This window comes from Bradyrhizobium sp. 35, from assembly GCF_023073215.1.
Taxonomy (GTDB): domain Bacteria; phylum Pseudomonadota; class Alphaproteobacteria; order Rhizobiales; family Xanthobacteraceae; genus Bradyrhizobium; species Bradyrhizobium canariense_D.
Map to the genome: position 1 here is coordinate 305,167 of NZ_JADPJC010000050.1, position 18,637 is coordinate 323,803.

General features: G+C 64.4%; 18 protein-coding genes and 1 pseudogene. 6 read left to right on the top strand and 13 right to left on the bottom strand.

Translation table 11 applies throughout. The features are described from left to right. Positions 1 to 12 precede the first annotated feature (12 nt). The 5 genes from IVB36_RS09695 to IVB36_RS09715 form a co-directional block, all read right to left on the bottom strand. Positions 13 to 756, bottom strand: coding sequence for an SDR family NAD(P)-dependent oxidoreductase (locus tag IVB36_RS09695; RefSeq protein WP_247391377.1), 744 nt, complete (start codon positions 754 to 756; stop codon positions 13 to 15). A gap of 144 nt (positions 757 to 900) precedes the next feature. Continuing rightward, complete coding sequence (gene purF, locus IVB36_RS09700) at positions 901 to 2,406, bottom strand: amidophosphoribosyltransferase (protein ID WP_018459135.1); 1,506 nt, start codon at positions 2,404 to 2,406, stop codon at positions 901 to 903. Positions 2,407 to 2,434: 28 nt separating this feature from the next. After that, complete coding sequence (locus IVB36_RS09705; protein WP_007592055.1) at positions 2,435 to 3,064, bottom strand: CvpA family protein; 630 nt, start codon at positions 3,062 to 3,064, stop codon at positions 2,435 to 2,437. 165 nt (positions 3,065 to 3,229) lie between these two features. Next, positions 3,230 to 4,675: a DNA repair protein RadA gene (gene radA / locus IVB36_RS09710; RefSeq protein ID WP_018459134.1), complete on the bottom strand. Its 1,446-nt coding sequence runs from the start codon at positions 4,673 to 4,675 to the stop codon at positions 3,230 to 3,232. 102 nt (positions 4,676 to 4,777) lie between these two features. Further along, positions 4,778 to 5,503 carry a sulfite exporter TauE/SafE family protein gene (locus IVB36_RS09715; RefSeq protein ID WP_247391379.1) on the bottom strand — a complete coding sequence of 242 codons (726 nt, stop codon included), beginning with the start codon at positions 5,501 to 5,503 and terminating at the stop codon, positions 4,778 to 4,780. A 194-nt stretch (positions 5,504 to 5,697) separates the two neighbouring features. On the opposite strand from IVB36_RS09715, the gene IVB36_RS09720 reads away from it, so the two are divergent. From IVB36_RS09720 to IVB36_RS09730, 3 genes are all read left to right on the top strand, one after another. Next, entirely contained in the window at positions 5,698 to 6,564 is an 867-nt protein-coding gene (locus tag IVB36_RS09720) for a L,D-transpeptidase (protein WP_247391450.1), read from the top strand. Positions 6,565 to 7,192: 628 nt separating this feature from the next. Beyond that, complete coding sequence (locus IVB36_RS09725; protein WP_247391381.1) at positions 7,193 to 7,561, top strand: GFA family protein; 369 nt, start codon at positions 7,193 to 7,195, stop codon at positions 7,559 to 7,561. 99 nt (positions 7,562 to 7,660) lie between these two features. Continuing rightward, entirely contained in the window at positions 7,661 to 8,476 is an 816-nt protein-coding gene (locus tag IVB36_RS09730; RefSeq protein WP_018459130.1) for a hypothetical protein, read from the top strand. 1 nt (position 8,477) lies between these two features. Here the strand turns inward: IVB36_RS09730 and IVB36_RS09735 are convergent, their stop codons facing one another. Continuing rightward, positions 8,478 to 9,248 (bottom strand): exodeoxyribonuclease III, encoded by a 771-nt coding sequence (locus tag IVB36_RS09735; protein WP_018459129.1) that lies wholly within the window; start codon positions 9,246 to 9,248, stop codon positions 8,478 to 8,480. 40 nt (positions 9,249 to 9,288) lie between these two features. On the opposite strand from IVB36_RS09735, the gene IVB36_RS09740 reads away from it, so the two are divergent. Continuing rightward, the gene (locus IVB36_RS09740; RefSeq protein ID WP_018459128.1) at positions 9,289 to 9,507 is read left to right on the top strand and encodes a hypothetical protein; all 219 of its coding nucleotides are present in this window, start codon (positions 9,289 to 9,291) and stop codon (positions 9,505 to 9,507) included. A gap of 12 nt (positions 9,508 to 9,519) precedes the next feature. Here IVB36_RS09740 and alr read toward each other — a convergent pair whose 3' ends face one another. The 3 genes from alr to IVB36_RS09755 form a co-directional block, all read right to left on the bottom strand. Then, positions 9,520 to 10,800, bottom strand: coding sequence for an alanine racemase (alr, locus tag IVB36_RS09745; RefSeq protein ID WP_018459127.1), 1,281 nt, complete (start codon positions 10,798 to 10,800; stop codon positions 9,520 to 9,522). Between the two features lie 51 nt (positions 10,801 to 10,851). Beyond that, a complete protein-coding gene (locus IVB36_RS09750; RefSeq protein ID WP_018459126.1) occupies positions 10,852 to 12,360 on the bottom strand; it encodes a replicative DNA helicase in 1,509 nt (502 codons plus the stop codon). A gap of 755 nt (positions 12,361 to 13,115) precedes the next feature. Further along, entirely contained in the window at positions 13,116 to 14,366 is a 1,251-nt protein-coding gene (locus tag IVB36_RS09755; protein WP_018459125.1) for a cyclopropane-fatty-acyl-phospholipid synthase family protein, read from the bottom strand. 281 nt (positions 14,367 to 14,647) lie between these two features. Between IVB36_RS09755 and IVB36_RS09760 the strand changes: the two genes are divergently transcribed. Both IVB36_RS09760 and IVB36_RS09765 read left to right on the top strand, forming a co-directional pair. Beyond that, entirely contained in the window at positions 14,648 to 15,706 is a 1,059-nt protein-coding gene (locus IVB36_RS09760) for a hypothetical protein (RefSeq protein WP_247391383.1), read from the top strand. A gap of 59 nt (positions 15,707 to 15,765) precedes the next feature. Continuing rightward, positions 15,766 to 15,971, top strand: a pseudogene (locus IVB36_RS09765) (PaaI family thioesterase); the annotation flags it as partial. 37 nt (positions 15,972 to 16,008) lie between these two features. Here the strand turns inward: IVB36_RS09765 and rplI are convergent. From rplI to rpsF, 4 genes are all read right to left on the bottom strand, one after another. Beyond that, positions 16,009 to 16,614, bottom strand: coding sequence for a 50S ribosomal protein L9 (rplI, locus tag IVB36_RS09770; protein WP_007609316.1), 606 nt, complete (start codon positions 16,612 to 16,614; stop codon positions 16,009 to 16,011). A gap of 63 nt (positions 16,615 to 16,677) precedes the next feature. After that, positions 16,678 to 17,655, bottom strand: a complete 978-nt coding sequence (locus tag IVB36_RS09775; RefSeq protein WP_204510986.1) for a hypothetical protein — start codon at positions 17,653 to 17,655, stop codon at positions 16,678 to 16,680. Between the two features lie 129 nt (positions 17,656 to 17,784). Then, entirely contained in the window at positions 17,785 to 18,024 is a 240-nt protein-coding gene (gene rpsR, locus IVB36_RS09780) for a 30S ribosomal protein S18 (protein ID WP_007592020.1), read from the bottom strand. 5 nt (positions 18,025 to 18,029) lie between these two features. Further along, on the bottom strand, positions 18,030 to 18,545 hold the full coding sequence (gene rpsF, locus IVB36_RS09785) for a 30S ribosomal protein S6 (protein ID WP_085352909.1): 516 nt from the start codon (positions 18,543 to 18,545) through the stop codon (positions 18,030 to 18,032). Between the last annotated feature and the right edge of the window lie 92 nt (positions 18,546 to 18,637).

Here is an 18,637-nt window from a genome sequence, read left to right on the forward strand (position 1 = left end):
GAGGCGGTCAAGTCAATCAGGCCGGGAGCGGAAGCTCATCAAGGTCCGGGTCTTGTAGTCGTAGAACTTGCCGGTCTCGGTCCAATCCGGCGCGCACATCGGCACGATCAATTCGGCGACCTGCTCGGCCGTATCGAGCGTCGTTGGGTCTTCGCCCGGCATCAGCGTGGCGCGCATCCGGGTGCGGACGGGGCCCGGATTGAACAGATTGACGCGCAGCTTGGTGTTCGCGGTCTCCTGCGCCCAGGCGCGCGCCAGCGTCTCCAGCGCCGCCTTGGAGGCGGCGTAGGGGCTGACATAGGCGGTCGCCTTGTTGGCGGCGCCGGAAGTGATGAACACCGCGCGACCGGCGTCGGACTGCTTGAGCAGCGGCTCCATGCAACGGATCAGCTGGAAGTTCGCGGCGACGTTGACCGCCATCACGTCGGTGAAGGCCTTCAGCTCGATATGGCCGATCGGTGAGGAGGGCCCAAGCACGCCGGCATTGCCGACCAGGATGTCGAGCTTACCGTACCGCTCATGCAGGCCGGCACCTAGGCGCGCGATGCCGTCGGAATCGGTGAGGTTGAGCGGCACCAGCGTGGCGCTGCCGCCGTCCTTGCGGATCTCGTCGTCGAGCTCTTCCAGCCCGCCCTGCGTGCGCGCGACCGCAACGATATGCGCGCCGGCCCTGGCCAGCGCTTTTGCCGTGGCGAAGCCGATGCCGCGCGAGGCGCCGGTGACGAGAGCGATGCGGTTGGCGAGGGGATTTGTCATTGAAAGGTTCTATCCAGCGTCGTCCTGGCGAAAGCCAGGACCCATACGCCGTGACGTTTATGGCTAGGGAAGATGATTGTCACACCTTCTTCGAACCAGAAAGGCCTGTGGTAATGGGTCCTGGCTTTCGCCAGGACGACGAGCCTAGCTCGCCTCCGCCAGCAACGACAATTGCCGCGGCTGCTGCTCGGTCTGGGTCTGGTCGGTGAGGTGGGTCGGATAAGCCCCGGTGAAGCAATGATCCGAGAATTTCGGATTGGCGGGGTCACGGCCGGGCTCGCCCATGGCGCGGTACATGCCGTCGATCGACAGGAAGGCGAGCGAGTCGGCGCCGATGATCTCGCGCATCTCTTCCAGCGAATGTGTCGCCGCAAGAAGACCACCACGGTCCGGCAGGTCGATTCCGTAATAGTCGGGATAGAGGATCGGCGGCGAAGCGAGGCGGAAGTGCACTTCCTTGGCGCCGGCATCGCGCATCATGCGCACGATCTTCTTCGAGGTGGTGCCGCGCACCAGCGAGTCGTCGATCAGGATGATGCGCTTGCCTTCGATCGCGGCACGGTTGGCCGAATGCTTCATCCGCACGCCGGATTCGCGGATCGCCTGGGTCGGCTGGATGAAAGTGCGGCCGACATAATGGTTGCGGATGATGCCGAGCTCGAACGGGATACCGGAATGCTGGCTGTAGCCGACTGCGGCGGGCACGCCGGAATCCGGCACCGGCACCACGACGTCGACCGGCACGTGGCTCTCGCGCGCAAGCTGGGCACCGAAGGCCTTGCGCACCTCGTAGACCGAGCGGCCGTGGACGATGGAATCCGGACGGGAGAAGTAGATGTACTCGAAGATGCAGGGACGCGGCGCGATCGGCGGGAACGGCTTGTGGATGTCCTGCCCGTTCTCGTCGAACACGATGACCTCGCCGGGCTCGATGTCGCGGACGAAGCGTGCGCCGATGATGTCGAGTGCGCAGGTCTCGGAGGTCAGGATCGGACAACCATCGAGTTCGCCGAGCACCAGCGGACGGATGCCGCGCGGATCGCGCGCGCCGACCAGCTTCTTGTTGGTCAGCGACACCAGCGCATAGGCGCCCTCGATCTCGCGCAGCGCGTCGATATAGCGCTCGATGAAGCGGCTGCGCCTGGAGCGCGCGACCAGGTGCAGGATCACCTCGGTGTCGGTGGTCGACTGCATCATCGCGCCGTTCCTCACGAGCTCGCGGCGCAGCGTCAGGCCGTTGGTGAGATTGCCGTTGTGGGCGACCGCAAGGCCGCCGGCATTCAGTTCGGCGAACAGCGGTTGCACGTTGCGCAGGATGGTCGCGCCGGTGGTGGAATAGCGGACATGGCCGACTGCCATTGTGCCGGGCAGGCGGTCGATCACCTCTCGGCGGGAGAAGGTGTCGCCGACGAGGCCGAGGCGGCGTTCGGAATGAAAGCGGCCGCCGTCATAGGAGACGATGCCGGCGGCTTCCTGGCCGCGGTGCTGAAGGGCATGCAGGCCGAGCGCCGTGATGGCGGCGGCATCGGGGTGGCCGTAGATGCCGAAGACGCCGCATTCCTCGCGCAGCGTATCCCCCTCCAGATCGTCTTGAAGTTCCAGCGCGGCCGGGCCGAGATCAAGTAGGGCGTCCTGGTCAGGATTTCGCATCTCGTCCGAGCCTCTCGTTAGGGCTTAATCAACGCGCCGCGGGTTTCTCGATCAGCTTTTTAAGGCTGTCACGAGCCGGTTTGCTGTATCCGTCGCCACTGCCCGAAGGCTGCTGCTCGGAATCAGTTTGCTCTTCATCTGGTTTGTTTTTCTTGAATCTCTTCAAGATGGTGTTCTCGGGGTCGTCAGGCAAGAGGGCCATCAGCCAATCCCCGGTTCCCTGCAGCACCACGCGGGATTTGGCCCCCGTGACCCAATCCGGGCGCTGCTTGTCCGGCACGAGCCAGGTGAAGAACAGGAAGGCGACCACGACGATCAAAAGTCCGCGCGCCAGCCCGAACAGAAAGCCGAGGGTGCGGTCCAGTGCGCCGATGCGCGAATCCAGGATCATGTCGGAGATCCGGACCGTGATCACGGAGACCACGACCAAAGTGCCCACGAACACGCCGGCAACCACGACCACGCTCGCGACGGTATCGTTGTTGAAATAGGTCTTTGCGGTCGGCAGCAGCTTCGAGAATGAATAAAGCGTGACAATCGCCGCCGTGCCCCAGGCCGCGATCGACAGGATCTCGCGCATGAAGCCGCGAACCATGGCGAGCAGGCCCGAAATCAGCATCACACCGAGCAGGATCAGGTCGAGGATGGTTACTGGCATCGGCTGGTCTGGTCCGCTCGTACTTCAAGGTGCTCAGCGAATCGGTGCTTGGCCGCCGCCCTAAGTGAGGGCGAGACGACGTTCCCGGCAAGGCCGCAACCACGCAATCCCATGCTGCTTTTGTGACGGCTGTATAGCGGCGAGGGCGGGGGACGTCACCACCGGCTAACCCTCTCCACGGCGGAATCTTGCTGGTGTGGCATTTTTCTCTGCCGGTGCGCTCGAGTCGCCCCGCCGGGAGCCGCGTGCGGCGATCTCGGCGACCAATGTCGTTAGGCTGTTGATCGCGTTCAGCGACAAGCCGGCATCGCCGCCGGCTTCGCCCCGGGCCGATTCGGGCAGAACGGCACGCTGGAAGCCGAGTTTTGCCGCTTCTTTCAGCCGGGCCGGGGTCTGCGCTACCGGGCGCACCACGCCGGACAGCGAGATCTCGCCGAAATAGACCGCATCGGAGGGCAACTGCGCATTAACCAGCGAGGACACCAGCGCCGCCGCGGCGGCCAGATCAGCCGCGGGCTCGTGGATGCGCAGGCCGCCCGCGACGTTCAGATAGACGTCGTGGCCGGACAGCTTCACCCCGCAATGGGCTTCCAGCACCGCCAGCACCATCGATAGCCGGCTCGGATCCCAGCCCACCACGGCCCGGCGCGGGGTGCCGAGCGAGGTCGGCGCCACCAGTGCCTGCAATTCGACCAGAACGGGTCTTGTACCCTCGATACCCGCGAAGACTGCGGTGCCGGGCGTGCCGAGATCGCGCTCCGACAAAAACAGCTCGGAAGGATTGGTGACTTCGCGCAGGCCAAGCCCGGTCATCTCGAACACGCCGATCTCGTCGGTCGGCCCGAAACGATTCTTCACGGCGCGCAGGATGCGGAATTGCTGCGAGCCTTCGCCCTCGAACGACAGCACCGCATCGACCATGTGCTCGACCACGCGAGGGCCGGCGATCTGTCCGTCCTTGGTGACATGGCCGACCAGGATGATGGCCGCGCCGGTCCTTTTGGCAAAACGGATCAGGGCCTGCGCCGAGGCGCGCACCTGCGTCACCGTGCCGGGTGCCGATTCCACCGTGTCGGTCCACATGGTCTGGATCGAATCGATCACGATCAGCCGCGGCACCGCGCCCTCAGACAGCGTCGAGACAATGTCCTCGACCGACGTTTCGGCGGCGAGCTGCACCGGCGCATCCGACAGCCCGAGCCGTTCGGCGCGCAACCGCACCTGCGCGACCGCCTCTTCGCCGGAGATGTAGACGACGCGGTGTCCGGCGCGCGCGAGCAGGCTTGTGGCCTGCGTCAGCAGCGTCGACTTGCCGATGCCGGGATCGCCGCCGACCAGCAGCACCGAGCCGCGGACAAAGCCGCCGCCGGTCACGCGATCGAGCTCCGTCATGCCGGAGGACAGGCGCGGGGCGTCCTGGGTTTTTCCGGACAGGCTCTCGAGCGCGAAGGTCCGCCCCTTGCGCTTGGAGCGGATCGACACCGGCACGCTGCCGGTCGTGTCCTCCTCCGCGAGCGTATTCCACTCGCCACAGGACTCGCACTTGCCCTGCCAGCGGTTATAGGCCGCGCCGCAGTTCTGGCAGACGAAGGAAAGTGTGTTCTTGGCCATGGGGACAGCGAGTCCGGGGACAGCGAGTCGGGGGTTTCAGGTTTGCTGATAGCACGGAATGACGGGTCGAGAGAGTGAGTCCGGGCGCTCCCCGAAGCCCGGCTACGGCTGCGCCGCGTTCCAGAGCATGGAGAGGCCGGCCGCGATCATGATTGCGTCCATCACCAAGCGGAACATCTCCGGCTTCAAGCGCAGCACGAAGCGTTTGGCGATGAAGGCGCCGGCCATCAACGACGATCCTGCGACCAGGCCTTTGACGAACACATCGCCGGTCAGCGCGCCGAAACGTTCGAAGGTCAGGGATTTCGCAACATAGAGCCCGAGCGAAGATGCCGCTTCGGTGGCGAGGAAAGCGCCGCGGGACAAGCCGTAGAACAGGAATAGCGGCACGCTGAGCGGCCCGGTGGAGACGACGATGCCGGTGAGATAGCCGATGACGGCCCCACCGATCGCCAGATGCCAGAGATTGGCCTTGAGATCGTGCCGCGCCAGCCAGTGCCGAACCGGCACCATCGCGATCAGGAAGACGCCGATGGCAAGATCGACGGCGTGCGAGGGCAGCGCCAGCAGTGTCCGCGCGCCGAGCACGGCGGCTGGAATGCCCGTGACCGAATAAGCCGCGCAGGCGCGCCAGTCGACCTCGCGCCACCACGCCAGGATTCGTGAGAAGTTGGCCATGACGGCGGCCACCGCCATGATCGGCACCGCCTCCTTTGGCCCATAGGCATAGACCAGCACCGGCATCAGCATGATCGACGAGCCCGTGCCGACGATGCCGGAAATGGTGCCTGCGACGAGGCCGACGATGAGGACGAAGAGGAAAGCCAAAACCGTCTCCACGAATCGGGAGAGTTTAGCCGCGGCCCGCGGCGCGGGCGATCCGCGAGGCGAGAGAACCTTATCTTGCCGAGAGCCCGGCGTTAACCATCGCCGACGGTTCCAGTCTGAGCGAAATCGCTTCGAAGTTTCTTAAATCTTACTGGGTACCTCTCTTGGGCATAGTGACCTGGGGGAAGAAGAGTATGGGTAAGCGAGCCAAACGCGGAAAGGCGCAGACGTTCGCAATCCCGATGGCCGCGAGAGTTGCAGTTGGCGCCGTCGCCGTCGCAGCGTTGGGGTACGGCTTGCTGTCCCGACCGGCGAACGTGCAACCGGCACGAAAGCCGTCCGCGCACGAAGCCCAAGCGTCATCAACTCCGGTTTACGTCTCAGCGCCTGTTCATGCATCAGCTCCGACGCCGGCTTCGGCTCCGCTTACGGCCCCGGCGCCTCTGGTCGAACCGCCCAAAGCGGCTGACGTTCCCGGAGCATTCGTGCGGCAGGTGGTTGACTACGCCAGCCGCCAGACGCCGGGCACCGTGATCATCGATACCAAGAACACATTCCTCTATCTCGTTCTGAACGACGCGCAGGCACTGCGCTATGGCATCGGTGTTGGCCGCGAAGGTTTCACATGGTCCGGTGAGCAGACTGTGGCTCGTAAGGCAGAATGGCCGGATTGGCATCCGCCTGCGGAGATGGTCTCGCGTCAGCCTTATCTGCCGCGGTTCATGGCCGGAGGTCCTGGCAACCCGCTCGGCGCTCGGGCGATGTATCTGGGCGAGACCGAATATCGAATTCACGGCACCAACAAGCCCGATACGATCGGGAAGCGGGTCTCGTCCGGCTGTATCCGACTGACCAATGAGGACGTCGTTGACCTCTATGATCGCGTGAAAGTCGGCGCGAAAGTGATCGTGCTTCCGACGACCGTTGCCCGCCGAGCACCCCAGGGAGCGCCAGCCGACGCCGCGTTCCGGTTACCGGACCCGGCATCACCGCCGAACCGGCCCTCGGCAACTCACGCGCAGATGCCATCATCTGGAGCGAAGATCGCCGAGGCGCAGTAATTCGTCCTCCGTCCTCATCCTGAAACGGAGGACAAGGAGGCAATTCAAGTCGCCTACGAGGTCATCCGGCCCGAAGCTTGTGACAGGCACAACAATTTATGGCTTGTAGGGCGGAGGACAGACCACCACCTCGCCCGGAGAACTTCTCCGGCACGGCTCAGTCACCCCGATTGCGGTATGAGTATAAGCGTAGCTCAGAGCTGCGCCGGTTAGAGCAGCACCAAGGATTGCAATTTGCCATCGCAATTTCATGCCGTCGACGTCCCCGAAGAGGGGCGTCGACGGGCTGCCCCTTCATATCGAAGCCCGAGCTGTCTCCCGTAGGCCCTTCGCATCGCATGACGCGCTGCTGCGATGAAGTCCACGCTCCACCGTGTCGACGACCGCTTCTGAAAACATCCCGCCAGTGTTTGCCCGACGCGTCAAATCAGTGTTTCGGAGCATGCGTAACCCATTGATTTGCCAGCCATCGGCTACTGTGCATGGGGTTGTTTTTCATGTTTTTGTTGAGTTGGCGCGGCAAGTCGGTGCTCGCAGCACATGGGGCAAGTCCGGCTGCGCGCTGCTGACAGCATGTTGGCAGCAGGGTCCGGCTACGACCATCTCCTGACAAAACAAAGAGTGGGTCATGCGGGTCGAGGGAAGCTGTCATTGCGGTGAGAAGGTGTTCGAGGTGACGGAGGCGCCCGCGAGCGTCACCCGTTGCACCTGTTCGCTCTGCGCCAAGCGCGGCGCGTTGTGGGCCTATTACACGCCGGCGCAGTTTCGGCTGCTGTCGCCCGCGGAGAACCTCGCGACCTATCTCTGGGGCAGCCGAACGGTCAAACACCATTTCTGCGCAAGCTGCGGCTGCGGTACCTATTCGGAGTCGCCGGACTGGTCGACCGGCAAGCCCGATTTCGACAATCCGAGGGTCGCCGTCAACGCGCGCCTGTTCGACGAGTTCGATCTCGAGACCGTGCCGGTGACCATGATCGATGGCAAGAATTTATGGTGAGCATGCGCTCTCGCGCATGTCTGCTGCTCGTCCGTGCTCTTGAGGCCCTCTTGAAAAGCTGATCTGTTTCCGGCCCGACAGAAAAAGGGGAGGAAGCCGATGATGCGTCTTTTCGCGCGAGTGATGCTCGCGATGTGTCTGGCCGTTGTAGCCGGCTTCAATGCGCAGGCGCAGACCAGGCCCAAGGTCACGACATCAGGACCGGATTTCCCCAAGGCCGCGCTGTTCGTCGGCAACAGCTTCTTCTATTACAACAACGGCATGCCCGGGCATCTCTCCTTCATGGAGCGGGCTGCGGACCCTGAAAACAAGACGGCCTATCGCAACACCATGGCGACGATCGGCGGTTCCGGCCTCGATTGGCATGACATGGACAACCTGCTGCGGCCGGGTGGCCTCGGCGCCTATTCGTTCGACGAGCAGAACAACGTCGTCTTCAACAAGCCGGGCAGGCAGTACGACGCCGTCGTGATGATGGATTGCAGCCAGTGCCCCATCCATCCGCAATTGAAGGACGCGTTCACGACCTTCGTAAAGAAGGACAGCGAGATCGTCCGCGCCAACGGCATGCGGCCGGTCTTGTTCATGTCCTGGGCTTACGCCGACAAGCCTGAGATGACGGAAGCGTTGGCCGAGGCCTACACAATCGCAGGCAATGCCAATGATGCGCTGGTGATCCCCGCAGGTTTTGCCTTCGCGCGCGTGCGCAAGCTGCAGCCCGAGCTCAATCTGTATGCGCCGGACAAGCGGCACCCGAGCCCCGCAGGCACATATCTGGCGACCTGCGTGACGTTCGCCGCGCTGACCGGCCGCTCGCCGGTCGGCAATTCCTACACGATGGGACTGGACGGCCCGACGGTGGAGCTGCTGCAGAAAGCAGCGTGGGACACGGTGCAGGAGTATTACGGGCGTTGACCTAGCGCAGCACGACCCACGCCGGTGCGTGGTCGCTCGCGCCTTCTTCGCCGCGAACCTTCTTGTCCACGCCGGCTTTTGCCAGGCGTGAGACGAGGGCAGGGCTGAGCAGGACATGGTCGAGCCGCAGGCCCGCATCTCGCGGCCAGCGGTTTCGCTTGTAATCCCAGAAGGTGTAGATGCGCTGCTCGGGGTGCAGTTCGCGGATCGCGTCACACCAGCCTTGTGCCAGCAGCGAGGCAAAGGCCGCACGGCTCTTCGGTTGGATCAAGGCATCCTTGTCCCACGAGCGCGTCGGATAGATGTCGAGCTCATCAGGTGCAACGTTGTAGTCGCCGGCGAGCACCACGGGCAGCTCCTGCTTGAGCAAGGTTCTGGCATGGCGCTTGAGCCGCGCGAACCAGTCGAGCTTGTAGTCGAATTTCGGTCCCGGCTGCGGATTGCCGTTCGGCAGGTAGATGCTGGTGACGATGACACCGCGTACCGCGGCCTCGATGTAGCGGGCTTCGTGATCGGCAGGTTTTCCCGGCAAGCGATCGCGGGTGAGAATGGGCTCGGCATTGCGGGCCAGGATGGCGACGCCGTTCCAGGTCTTCTGTCCACACCACACTGCGCCGTAACCGGCCTTTTCGATCGCGGTCGCCGGAAATTCGCCATCACTTGCCTTCAACTCCTGAAGTGCGACGACATCTGGCTTCGCCGTTCGCATCCATGCCAACAGATTGGGCAGGCGGCGATTGATGTTGTTGATGTTGAATGTCGCGATCTTCATGTAGAGCTACCGGCTCCTGCCTTCCGTTACCGGAGAAACAATGTCCAAGTTGAGCTTTGCCGTCATCGCCGTCGCCGTTGCGTTCTCCGGGGTTGCCTCGGCACAATCATCCGATCCGCGCGGCGCGTGCAAGGCCGACTACGACAAATTCTGCGCCGGCATTGCGCCGGGCGGCGGCATCGTCGCCTGCCTCAACGCCAAGCGCGACAAGCTCAGCGCAACCTGCAAGACGGCGCTGGACAGCAGGAAAAAGAAGTAGGCGGCAAGTCGCTCAGCCCGGCAGCGGCGGCGCGCTTGCGGGCTGTTCGATCGATGGCGGAGCGGGCGTCTGCTGCTCGACCGCCTGCGCGGAAGCCGGCTTGGCCAGCGGCTCCACCACATTTCCGCCCTTGTAGATGCGGGCGTAGCGGCGGCCGAGGCTGGTCAGCACCTCGTAGCCGATCGTTCCGAAATGATGCGCGAGCTCGTCGACGGTGATGCCCTCGCCGAGCAGCGTGACCATGTGGCCGCGCCGCGCCGCATTCGGCGGCAGATCGGTGATATCGATCGCGATCAGGTCCATCGAAACGCGGCCGGCGACCGGACAGCGCTTGCCGGCGACGATGACCTCGGCGCCGCGGGTGCCGTCATTGGAGCTTGCGGCGCGGAAATAGCCGTCGGCATAACCGACCGCGATGATCGCGAGTTTCGTCGGTCGCCGTGCCGTCCAGGTGCCGCCATAGCCGACGCTCTCGCCGCGCTCGACATTGCGGATCTGCACAATGCGGGCCTTGAGATCGACCACCGGCTGCATCGGATTGTCAGCCTCCGGCGTCGGGTTGACGCCGTAAAGCGCGGCGCCCGGCCGCACCATGTCGAACTGGAAGGGCGCGCCGAGGAAGACGCCGGACGAATTGGCGAGCGCCGCCGGCACGCCGGAGAATTCGCTGGCGATGCCGCGGAAGGCCGCGAGTTGCTTGGCATTCACCGGGTTGTTGAGCTGCTCGGCCGAAACCAGATGGCTCATCACCAGCGTAATGCCGTGATCGCCGGCGTTGATGCGGGGGATAATGGCCTGCGCTTCCGCGAGCGTCAGGCCGAGCCGATTCATGCCGGTGTCGATGTGGATGGCGGCGCCACCGGTCCAGCCGGTGCGGCGGCAGAACACGTCCCATTCGGCGAGCTCGTTGAGATCGCCGATCACGGGGCGGCAGTTGATCTGGGCGTAGTGCTCGCCGGTGTTCTGGAAATAGCCGCCGAGCACGTAGATCGCAGGCTCCGGCACCGCCGCGCGCACCTTGCGCGCTTCCCCGATGGTGGCGACGAAGAAGGTCTTGCAGCCGGCCTTGTTCAGGGCACGCGCGACTTGCTCGGCGCCGCAGCCATAGGCGTCTGCCTTGATCACCGCCGAGCATTCGGCCGGCACCGCCGTCTTCTCGAGCTTGCGCCAATTGGCGATGATGGCATCGAGATCGACGGTGAGCACGCCGCCGAAGGTCGCGAGCGCGGCAGCCTGATTGGCCTCCGCGGAGAGAAGGCCGGATTGCGGGATCATTTTCGGGTCGGACGCCATTGTCATGGCGCCGTTTTACGCAAGAGGCCGGTCAGGTTCAACCCAGGGAACTCAGTAGTCGCCGCCGCCGCGGTCCGGCACCTGGCTGTCCGGCGCAAGGTCGCCGAACCGGGTGACCGACGCTTCGAAGGCCAGATCGACGGTGCCGGTCGGGCCGTGGCGCTGCTTGCCGATGATGACTTCGGCCTTGCCGTGCGCAAGATCCATGTCCAGGCGCCATTTTTCGTGCTCGGGTGTGCCCGGGCGCGGCTCCTTGTTTCCGAGGTAATATTCCTCGCGATAGACGAACAGCACGACGTCGGCGTCCTGCTCGATCGAGCCGGATTCGCGCAAATCCGAGAGCTGTGGCCGCTTGTCGTCGCGCGATTCGACCTGGCGCGAGAGCTGCGAAAGGGCAATCACGGGCACGCTGAGTTCCTTGGCGAGCGCCTTCAGACTGGTCGTGATCTCGGTGATTTCCTGCACGCGGTTTTCGCTGCGCTTGCCCGAACCCGACAAGAGCTGGATGTAGTCGATGACGATGAGGTCGAGGCCCTTCTGCCGCTTCAGCCGGCGGGCGCGCGCCATGAGCTGCGCAATCGAGAGACCGCCGGTCTCGTCGACATAGAAGGGCAGCGACTGCAGCTCGATCGAGACCTCGCGGATCTTCTCGAAATCGGCCTCCGAGATGCCGCCGCGGCGGATCGAGGAGGAAGGGATGCCGGTGCGCTCGGCCACAATACGCGTGGCGAGCTGGTCGGCCGACATTTCGCAGGAGAAGAAGCCGATGACGCCGCCATGGGCAGCCTTCATGGTGCCGTCGGCCTGGAGTTCTGGAACATAGGCCCGGGCGACGTTGTAGGCGATGTTGGTCGCTAGCGACGTCTTGCCCATGCCGGGGCGGCCGGCGACGATGATGAGGTCGGAGTGCTGCAACCCGCCCATTTTGGTGTCGAGGTCGCGCAGGCCCGTCGAGATGCCCGACAGCTTTCCGTCGCGCTGGAACGCTTTCGCGGCCAGATCGACCGCAAGCGTCAGCGCCTGCGAGAATTTCTGGAAGCCTCCGTCATAGCGGCCGGATTCGGCGAGTTCGTAGAGGCGGCGCTCGGCGTCCTCGATCTGCGCCCGCGGCGCGAAGTCGACCGGGGCGTCATAGGCGACATTGACCATGTCCTCGCCGATGCCGATCAGGTCGCGTCGCAATGCCAGATCGTAGATGGTGCGCCCATAATCCTGCGCATTGATGATGGTCGTCGCTTCGGCGGCGAGGCGCGCCAGATATTGCCCGATGGTCATGCCGCCGATGTCGGTGTCGGCGGGCAGGAAGGTCTTCAGGGTGACGGGCGTCGCGATCTTGCCCATCCGGATCAGGCTGCTGGCGGTCTCGAAGATGGTCTGGTGCAGCGGCTCGAAATAATGCTTCGGCTCCAGAAAATCGGAGACGCGGTAAAACGCGTCGTTGTTGACCAGGATCGCGCCCAGAAGGCTCTGTTCCGCCTCGATGTTATGCGGCGCGCTCCGATAGGCCGGGGTTCCGGCTTCGGGCGCGAGTTTGAGAACGTTCGAATCAGTCAGGGCCATGGTCGAGCGATAGCAATTTTCTGGGGCGGATGCGGGGCCGGGATAAAGCGCCGCCTCAGCCCAAAGCGGAAGCAAAAGCTCGCCGCTATCAACCGATCATTAAAATGGTGGATGATTGACCGCCGCAGCACGCGCCGCGCTTGACGGATTTCGTGGAACCAGGTCGCGGCCTAGATGCGGTCGTTACGCACCCCGGAAAACGCCGGATGAAGTGAACCTGATGGGGTGCCGGGCAGACACATCGAGACGCGCGGGAATGACCCACGGCCAGGCGCTTTTGGCTCGGTTCAGACCAGCAGGAGGTAGACCAGTGCAACCAGGGCCGCCCCGACGCCGGTAGCGATCAGGGCGTAATCGGTGCGGAGGTCGTCCTGCACGTCGAATGAGGTTTTGGTCTCGTTGCTCATGGCGACGGTCTAAGCCAGGGCTGACGAGACTTATGTGAAGCAGATCACATCTCCCCGGATTCTTTCGGGGGTACAGCCGGAACAGGTTAGCGGGCGGGGGGTTGTCTCCTGATCTGCCACCAGGGAACGAGGCAAGCGATGCGGCCAGAACGGCAGCCCCGGAATTGGCGAAGCGAAGCAGGCAGCCGACTTTGGCTGTCGGGGCTGATCGCGGCCATGGAGCACGCTGAGCGGCCGGAAGTGCGTCGGGAACCGGTCGCCCCTGAAATCCTGAAAGCGCTGCGGATGCAATTGGCCTTAACGGCCTCTTCCCCGTCCGCTCCGGTTTCGACCCTGCGCCACTAGGACTCATTCACCAGCCAGCTTCAGCCTCGGCGTGGCGCCGGCTTCGACGGCCCGCAGTCGGGCTTCTTCACGCGCGATGTAGTTGCGCGTCATCGGCACGACGCCCTGACGGCGGGTGAGTTGAATCTGGAAGTTCATCATATGCTGCTTGCGGAACGTCATCTCGCTGGCTGCTAGATAAAATTCCCACATCAGCGCGAAGCGCTCGTCATACAGCTGCACGGCTTCTTCGCGTCGCGCCATGAAGCGCTCGCGCCATGCCTTCAGGGTTTCGGCGTAATGAAGGCGCAAAATCTCGATGTCGCAGACCAGCAAGCCCGCCCGCTCGATCGCCGGCAGCACCTCCGAGAGGGCGGGGATGTAGCCGCCGGGAAAGATGTATTTGGCGATCCAGGGATTGGTGGAGTCCGGGCCCTGCGAACGGCCGATCGAGTGCAGCAACATGACGCCGTCCTTATCCAGCAGCTCGGCGCAGCGCCGGAAGTAGGTGTCGTAGAAGCGGGCGCCGACATGCTCCAGCATGCCGACTGAGACGATGCGGTCGAACGGACCGGCGATGTCGCGATAGTCCTGAAGCAGGAATTTGGCCGATCCGGTCAGGCCCTTTTCGGCTGCGCGCGCATTGGCGATCTGCAACTGCTCGGTCGACAACGTTATGCCGGTGACGTCAGCACCTGCGATCTCGGCGAGATAGAGCCCAAGTCCGCCCCAGCCCGAACCGATGTCGAGGACGCGCTGGCCGCTCTTGACGAGCAGCTTTGCGGCGACGTGCCGTTTCTTGGCAAGCTGTGCATCGTCGAGCGTGCTCTCCGGCGTCTCGAAATAGGCGCAGCTATATTGCTTGTCGGCGTCGAGGAAGAGCGAATAGAGCCTCGCATCGAGATCGTAATGATGTGCGACGTTGCGGCGGGATCGCGGGCGCGGATTGAACTGCTTCAGGTGCCGCACCAGATAGCGCAGGTGCCACCAGGGTTTTGCCCAGTGCGGCAACAGGTCGGGTTGACCGAGCAGGATCGCGAGAGCATCAGCTATGGTGCCATGCTCGACAATGAACTCGCCGTCCATATAGGCCTCGCCAAGCCCGAGCTCGGGATTGACGAGGATCTTCCGCTCTGCGTCCGCGGTGACGAAGCGGACTGCGACCGGTTCGCCCGAGCCGTCGCCGACGGTGAACTTCGAGCCCTTCGCCGTGGTCACCGTCATCGACCCGCGGCGGATGAATTGAGACAGGAATTGACGCAACAATCGGTCCATCGGCACCCATCCTCTCGAGCGAACCCGAAGAGATGCGACTAACCCGGCCTTTCACACCCTACGCCCGGGCATCTCAGCGGTTCCTATGCGCTTGCATCTAGATCTAGGGAGGTGTCCCGGGCCCGCTATTGCGCTGTGCTCAAAGCGGATATTCCAAAACCGCTTAATCACATCCTTGCGCGCGGTGCCTGCTTCCATTCGCGGCTCAATCGGATAAAAGGTGACCCGCCGCGGCGCCGCCTGCCGGCTGCACCTCTCGGAATTCAATGGAGATGATGGGAATGTCGAGCCGAGCGCTCAGCCTCGCGACGATCTTGCTTCTGATCGGCTTCGGCGCGACCGATACCGTTTTCGCGCAGGCGACGAACCTCGAGGCCGGCAAGGCCCCATCCCAGCTTTTCGCGCAGACCTGTAATGCATGTCACAAGAGCCCGCGCGGCCTTTTGAAAACAGTGGCGCCGGGCTCCTTGCCGGGCTTCCTGCGCCAGCATTACACGACCAGCCCCGACATGGCCGGCGTGCTTGCCTCCTACCTCGTCTCCAACGGGGCCACCGACACCCGCTTCCAGGCGAAGGACGGCCATAAGGACGGCAAGGACAAGAAGGACGGCGCCAAGGATAAGGACAAGGAAGCCAATACCAATCCCGCGCAGTCTCCTGAACATCAGGGCCGCCGGCAACGTTCCCAGGAGTCCGCCAAGCCGGAAGGCGAGGGTGCCGCTCCCGCGGCCGAGGGCGCGCGTCAGAAGCGCGCCGCGCGGCCGGCCGAAGAAGGAACGAAGGAAGGTGCGAAGCCCGAGGGCCAGGCTGTCCCCGAAGGGCGCAAGGCCAAGCGTCTCGGCAAGCGCGGCAAGCCGGGAAGTGATGAGGCGCCGAAGGTCGATGCCGCGGCGCCGACGGCAGACGACAAGAAGAGCGAGCCGAAGGTCGAGTCCAAGCCTGAGACAAAGCCCGAGACTGCGAAGGTGGATTCCGGCGAAGCTAAATCCGAAGGCAGCAAACCCGAAGGCAGCAAACCCGAAGGCAGCAAACCCGAAGGCAGCAAGCCGTCCGACAAGCCCGCCGAGGCCAAGCCGGAAAGCGCCAAGGTGGAGCCGCGCGGCAGCGAAGCTCCGGCGTTGCGGCCCGATCCGGTGCCGCAGGTGACGCCGGCCGCACCGTCCGCCGCGAAGCCCCCCGAGCCAGCTGCGCCCAAGGCGGCGGAAGAGGCTGCTCCCAAGCCCGCCGCGAGCGCCGAACCGCCAGCGAAGTCGCAGGAACCGGCGCCGCCCGCGACCGCTGCGACTCCACCGGCGCCAGCCGAATCGTCCGGTCCGCCGACGCCGCCGATTTCGCGATAGGCGACCACATTTTTAGACATGCGAAGGCCGCGCTCTCGCGCGGCCTTCGTCGTTTTGGCTACAAGCTCAATCTGCTGTCGCCCGCGGTCGGCGAGAAGCGGATCTGCCGGGCGAGGGTGATCAAGTCGGGCCGTCAGGTCTCCGTCGCCGCAGCCGGCGTTTTCTGCGTCAGCGCCGGGGTCGAGACCATACGGCGACGGCGCTCGCGTCGATCGCGATGCTGAGCGAGGATTGTGCCGCCACAACGAAAAACCCGGCCGCCTGAGGCGACCGGGCTTCGAAAGCCTGCGCGAACGCGAGGCTTACTTCTCGGTCTCTTCCGCGGCCGGCGCCGGCTCGGCGTCGTCCTGCAGGGCTTCCGGGTCGAAGAACTCGCCGGCGGCTGCGATCGCTTCGGCCGCAGCATCCCGGTCTTCGTTCCGGCTCGAGATGTCCTCGCCGCGGTTGATGCGCTCGGCCTCGTCCTGGCTGCGCGCCACGGTGACACTGATCTCGACCTCGACCTCGGGGTGGATGGCGACCGTGATGGTGTGCTTGCCGATGGTCTTGATCGGCGCATCGAGCTGAACCTGCGGGCGGGACAGCGAAACGCCGTCGGCTTCGAACGCCACGACGATGTCGCGCACGTTGACCGAGCCGAACAGTTGACCGGCTTCCGAAGCTTGACGGATCACGATGATGTTCTTGCCCTGGATCTTCTCGGCGACCTTGGACGCCTCGCCCTTGGACTCAAGGTTGCGAGCCTCGAGCTCGGCCTTCATGCCGTCGTACTTGGCACGGTTGTCGGCGGTGGCGCGCAGCGCCTTGCCGCGCTTGAGCAGGAAATTGCGGGCATAGCCGTCGCGAACCTTCACGACTTCGCCCATGTGACCGAGCTTGTTGACGCGTTCCAGCAAAATGACTTCCATATTCGTTCTCCTTTGATGTGTTGAGTGAGGTGGAATTTCGAACTTGAACTTTCGGACTTGAACTCAAGAGGTCGGCAGCGGCGGTGGCTGGCGCGTGCGAAGGAAGCGTTCGCGGAGGCCGAACACGGCATCGGCGAGGCCGAGGATCACCATCGCGATGACGGGCCATCCGAACACGACGACGACGGCGTAGGTCGAGCCGAGCCAGAAGGTGCGGCTCTTCAGCGCCAGCGTCAGCGTATGCAGCACGGCAAAGCCGGTCAGCGCGTACCCCATCATCAGCGCAGCCGTCGCGATTTGCGCCGCGATCGCAAGCAGTCCGCCGGTGAAGCAGAAGGCGAGCGCGACGCAGAGCGCCACGAGCGTCATCGGCGGCAGCTCCGCGGTCATCAGGTCCGGCCAGGGGCGCCGCAACCGGCCCGACGTCGCCGTCACCTTGGTGCTGAGCCAGAGGTTGAGGGTCAGCGTCATCATCGCAACGATGGTGGCACCCGCCGGCAAGATACGCACCAGTGCGCCGACGAATTGGTCGGTCTCGCCGGAGCTCTGCGGGTCGGCGGCGCGGAGGAGGCGCATCAAGCCACGGCGCAGCGTGCCGGTGATGGTCTCCGCGTCGGTGCCGATCGTGAGCAGCGCGGCGATCGTGGTCAGTGTGGCGAAGCCCGCGATCCACAGCAGGATACGGCCGACCGGATACCACTCCAGCGCAGGCTCGGTGGGCGGCTCGGCGGCGGGCTCCGGCGCGGCGGCTCCGACCGGCCGGCTGAGCAGGACGAGATGGCCGAGCCACCAGGCCGGCAATGCGACGGTGAGGGCGAAGGCGATGCAATAGGGCAGGCCGAACAGGGCGCCGAGGCCAAGCGCGGCGGCGATGCCGCCCAGGCTCGCGCAAAGCGGTCCCCAGCCGATCGAAGCGACCATCAGCGGCAGCGGTGCGAGATAGAACAGGACGAGCGAGATCAGCGCGCCCGAAATGATCGAGGCGAACATCAGGGCCGACGCAGCGCCGGCGATCAGGGCTATCAGTCCAAAGGCCATCATCAGCTGTCCCGCTCCCTTCGAGCGGTTAGAGGCATCTCGCCCCAACCATCGGCGACCGGACGACCCGGAAGCCTTATGAGAAACTAGGTCGTACGGCCGGCGGCGATGTCGCCGCCGGCCGAATTCGTTTTAGCGAATGACGTAGGGCAACAGGCCCAGGAACCGCGCGCGCTTGATGGCGCGGGCAAGCTCACGCTGCTTCTTCGCGGAAACCGCGGTGATGCGGCTCGGCACGATCTTGCCGCGCTCGGAGACGTAACGCATCAGCAGCTTGGAGTCCTTGTAGTCGATCTTCGGAGCATTCGCGCCCGTGAACGGGCAGCTCTTGCGGCGACGGAAAAACGGGCGGCGTGCACCAGCTTCAGCCATTGTTCTTACTCCCCATCCGTCGTGGTGGTGGTGGTGGTTTCAGCGTCTTCACGCGGACGGCGCGGACCGCGGTCACCGCGGAAGCCGCCGCCTTCACGATCGCCACCACGGAAACCACCCTCGCGGTCGCCACGGAAGCCACCGCCTTCGCGATCGCCACGGAAGCCGCCGCCACGGTCGTCACGCTCGCGGTCACGGTCGGCCTTGCGCATCATCGCGGACGGGCCTTCCTCGAGCTCCTCGACGCGGACGCTGAGATAGCGGATCACGTCTTCGCTGATGCGCTCCTGGCGCTCGATCTCGGCGATCGCCGCGGACGGCGCGTCGATGTTGAGCAGCACGAAATGCGCCTTGCGGTTCTTGTTCATGCGGTAGGTGAGGGAGCGTACGCCCCAATTCTCGGTCTTGGTGACCTTGCCGCCGAGACCTTCGACGATGCCGGTCATCTGCGCAGTCAGCTCTTCGACCTGCTGCGTGCTCGCGTCTTGGCGCGCGAGAAAAACATGCTCATAGAGAGCCATGGAAGTCCTTTCCTCATGTTGGCGCATCGCCCGGCGTCAAGCCCTTAAGAGGCCTTCGGAAAGGACTCTGGGATTAAGCTCAGAAGGCGGAA

Excerpts from the sequence above, each read along its gene's own strand:
- IVB36_RS09695 (WP_247391377.1), bottom strand. The coding sequence starts at position 756 with ATGACAAATCCCCTCGCCAACCGCATCGCTCTCGTCACCGGCGCCTCG.
- purF (WP_018459135.1), bottom strand. The coding sequence starts at position 2,406 with ATGCGAAATCCTGACCAGGACGCCCTACTTGATCTCGGCCCGGCCGCG.
- IVB36_RS09705 (WP_007592055.1), bottom strand. The coding sequence starts at position 3,064 with ATGCCAGTAACCATCCTCGACCTGATCCTGCTCGGTGTGATGCTGATT.
- radA (WP_018459134.1), bottom strand. The coding sequence starts at position 4,675 with ATGGCCAAGAACACACTTTCCTTCGTCTGCCAGAACTGCGGCGCGGCC.
- IVB36_RS09720 (WP_247391450.1), top strand. The coding sequence starts at position 5,698 with ATGGGTAAGCGAGCCAAACGCGGAAAGGCGCAGACGTTCGCAATCCCG.
- IVB36_RS09725 (WP_247391381.1), top strand. The coding sequence starts at position 7,193 with ATGCGGGTCGAGGGAAGCTGTCATTGCGGTGAGAAGGTGTTCGAGGTG.
- IVB36_RS09730 (WP_018459130.1), top strand. The coding sequence starts at position 7,661 with ATGATGCGTCTTTTCGCGCGAGTGATGCTCGCGATGTGTCTGGCCGTT.
- IVB36_RS09735 (WP_018459129.1), bottom strand. The coding sequence starts at position 9,248 with ATGAAGATCGCGACATTCAACATCAACAACATCAATCGCCGCCTGCCC.
- IVB36_RS09740 (WP_018459128.1), top strand. The coding sequence starts at position 9,289 with ATGTCCAAGTTGAGCTTTGCCGTCATCGCCGTCGCCGTTGCGTTCTCC.
- alr (WP_018459127.1), bottom strand. The coding sequence starts at position 10,800 with ATGGCGTCCGACCCGAAAATGATCCCGCAATCCGGCCTTCTCTCCGCG.
- IVB36_RS09750 (WP_018459126.1), bottom strand. The coding sequence starts at position 12,360 with ATGGCCCTGACTGATTCGAACGTTCTCAAACTCGCGCCCGAAGCCGGA.
- IVB36_RS09755 (WP_018459125.1), bottom strand. The coding sequence starts at position 14,366 with ATGGACCGATTGTTGCGTCAATTCCTGTCTCAATTCATCCGCCGCGGG.
- IVB36_RS09760 (WP_247391383.1), top strand. The coding sequence starts at position 14,648 with ATGTCGAGCCGAGCGCTCAGCCTCGCGACGATCTTGCTTCTGATCGGC.
- rplI (WP_007609316.1), bottom strand. The coding sequence starts at position 16,614 with ATGGAAGTCATTTTGCTGGAACGCGTCAACAAGCTCGGTCACATGGGC.
- IVB36_RS09775 (WP_204510986.1), bottom strand. The coding sequence starts at position 17,655 with ATGATGGCCTTTGGACTGATAGCCCTGATCGCCGGCGCTGCGTCGGCC.
- rpsR (WP_007592020.1), bottom strand. The coding sequence starts at position 18,024 with ATGGCTGAAGCTGGTGCACGCCGCCCGTTTTTCCGTCGCCGCAAGAGC.
- rpsF (WP_085352909.1), bottom strand. The coding sequence starts at position 18,545 with ATGGCTCTCTATGAGCATGTTTTTCTCGCGCGCCAAGACGCGAGCACG.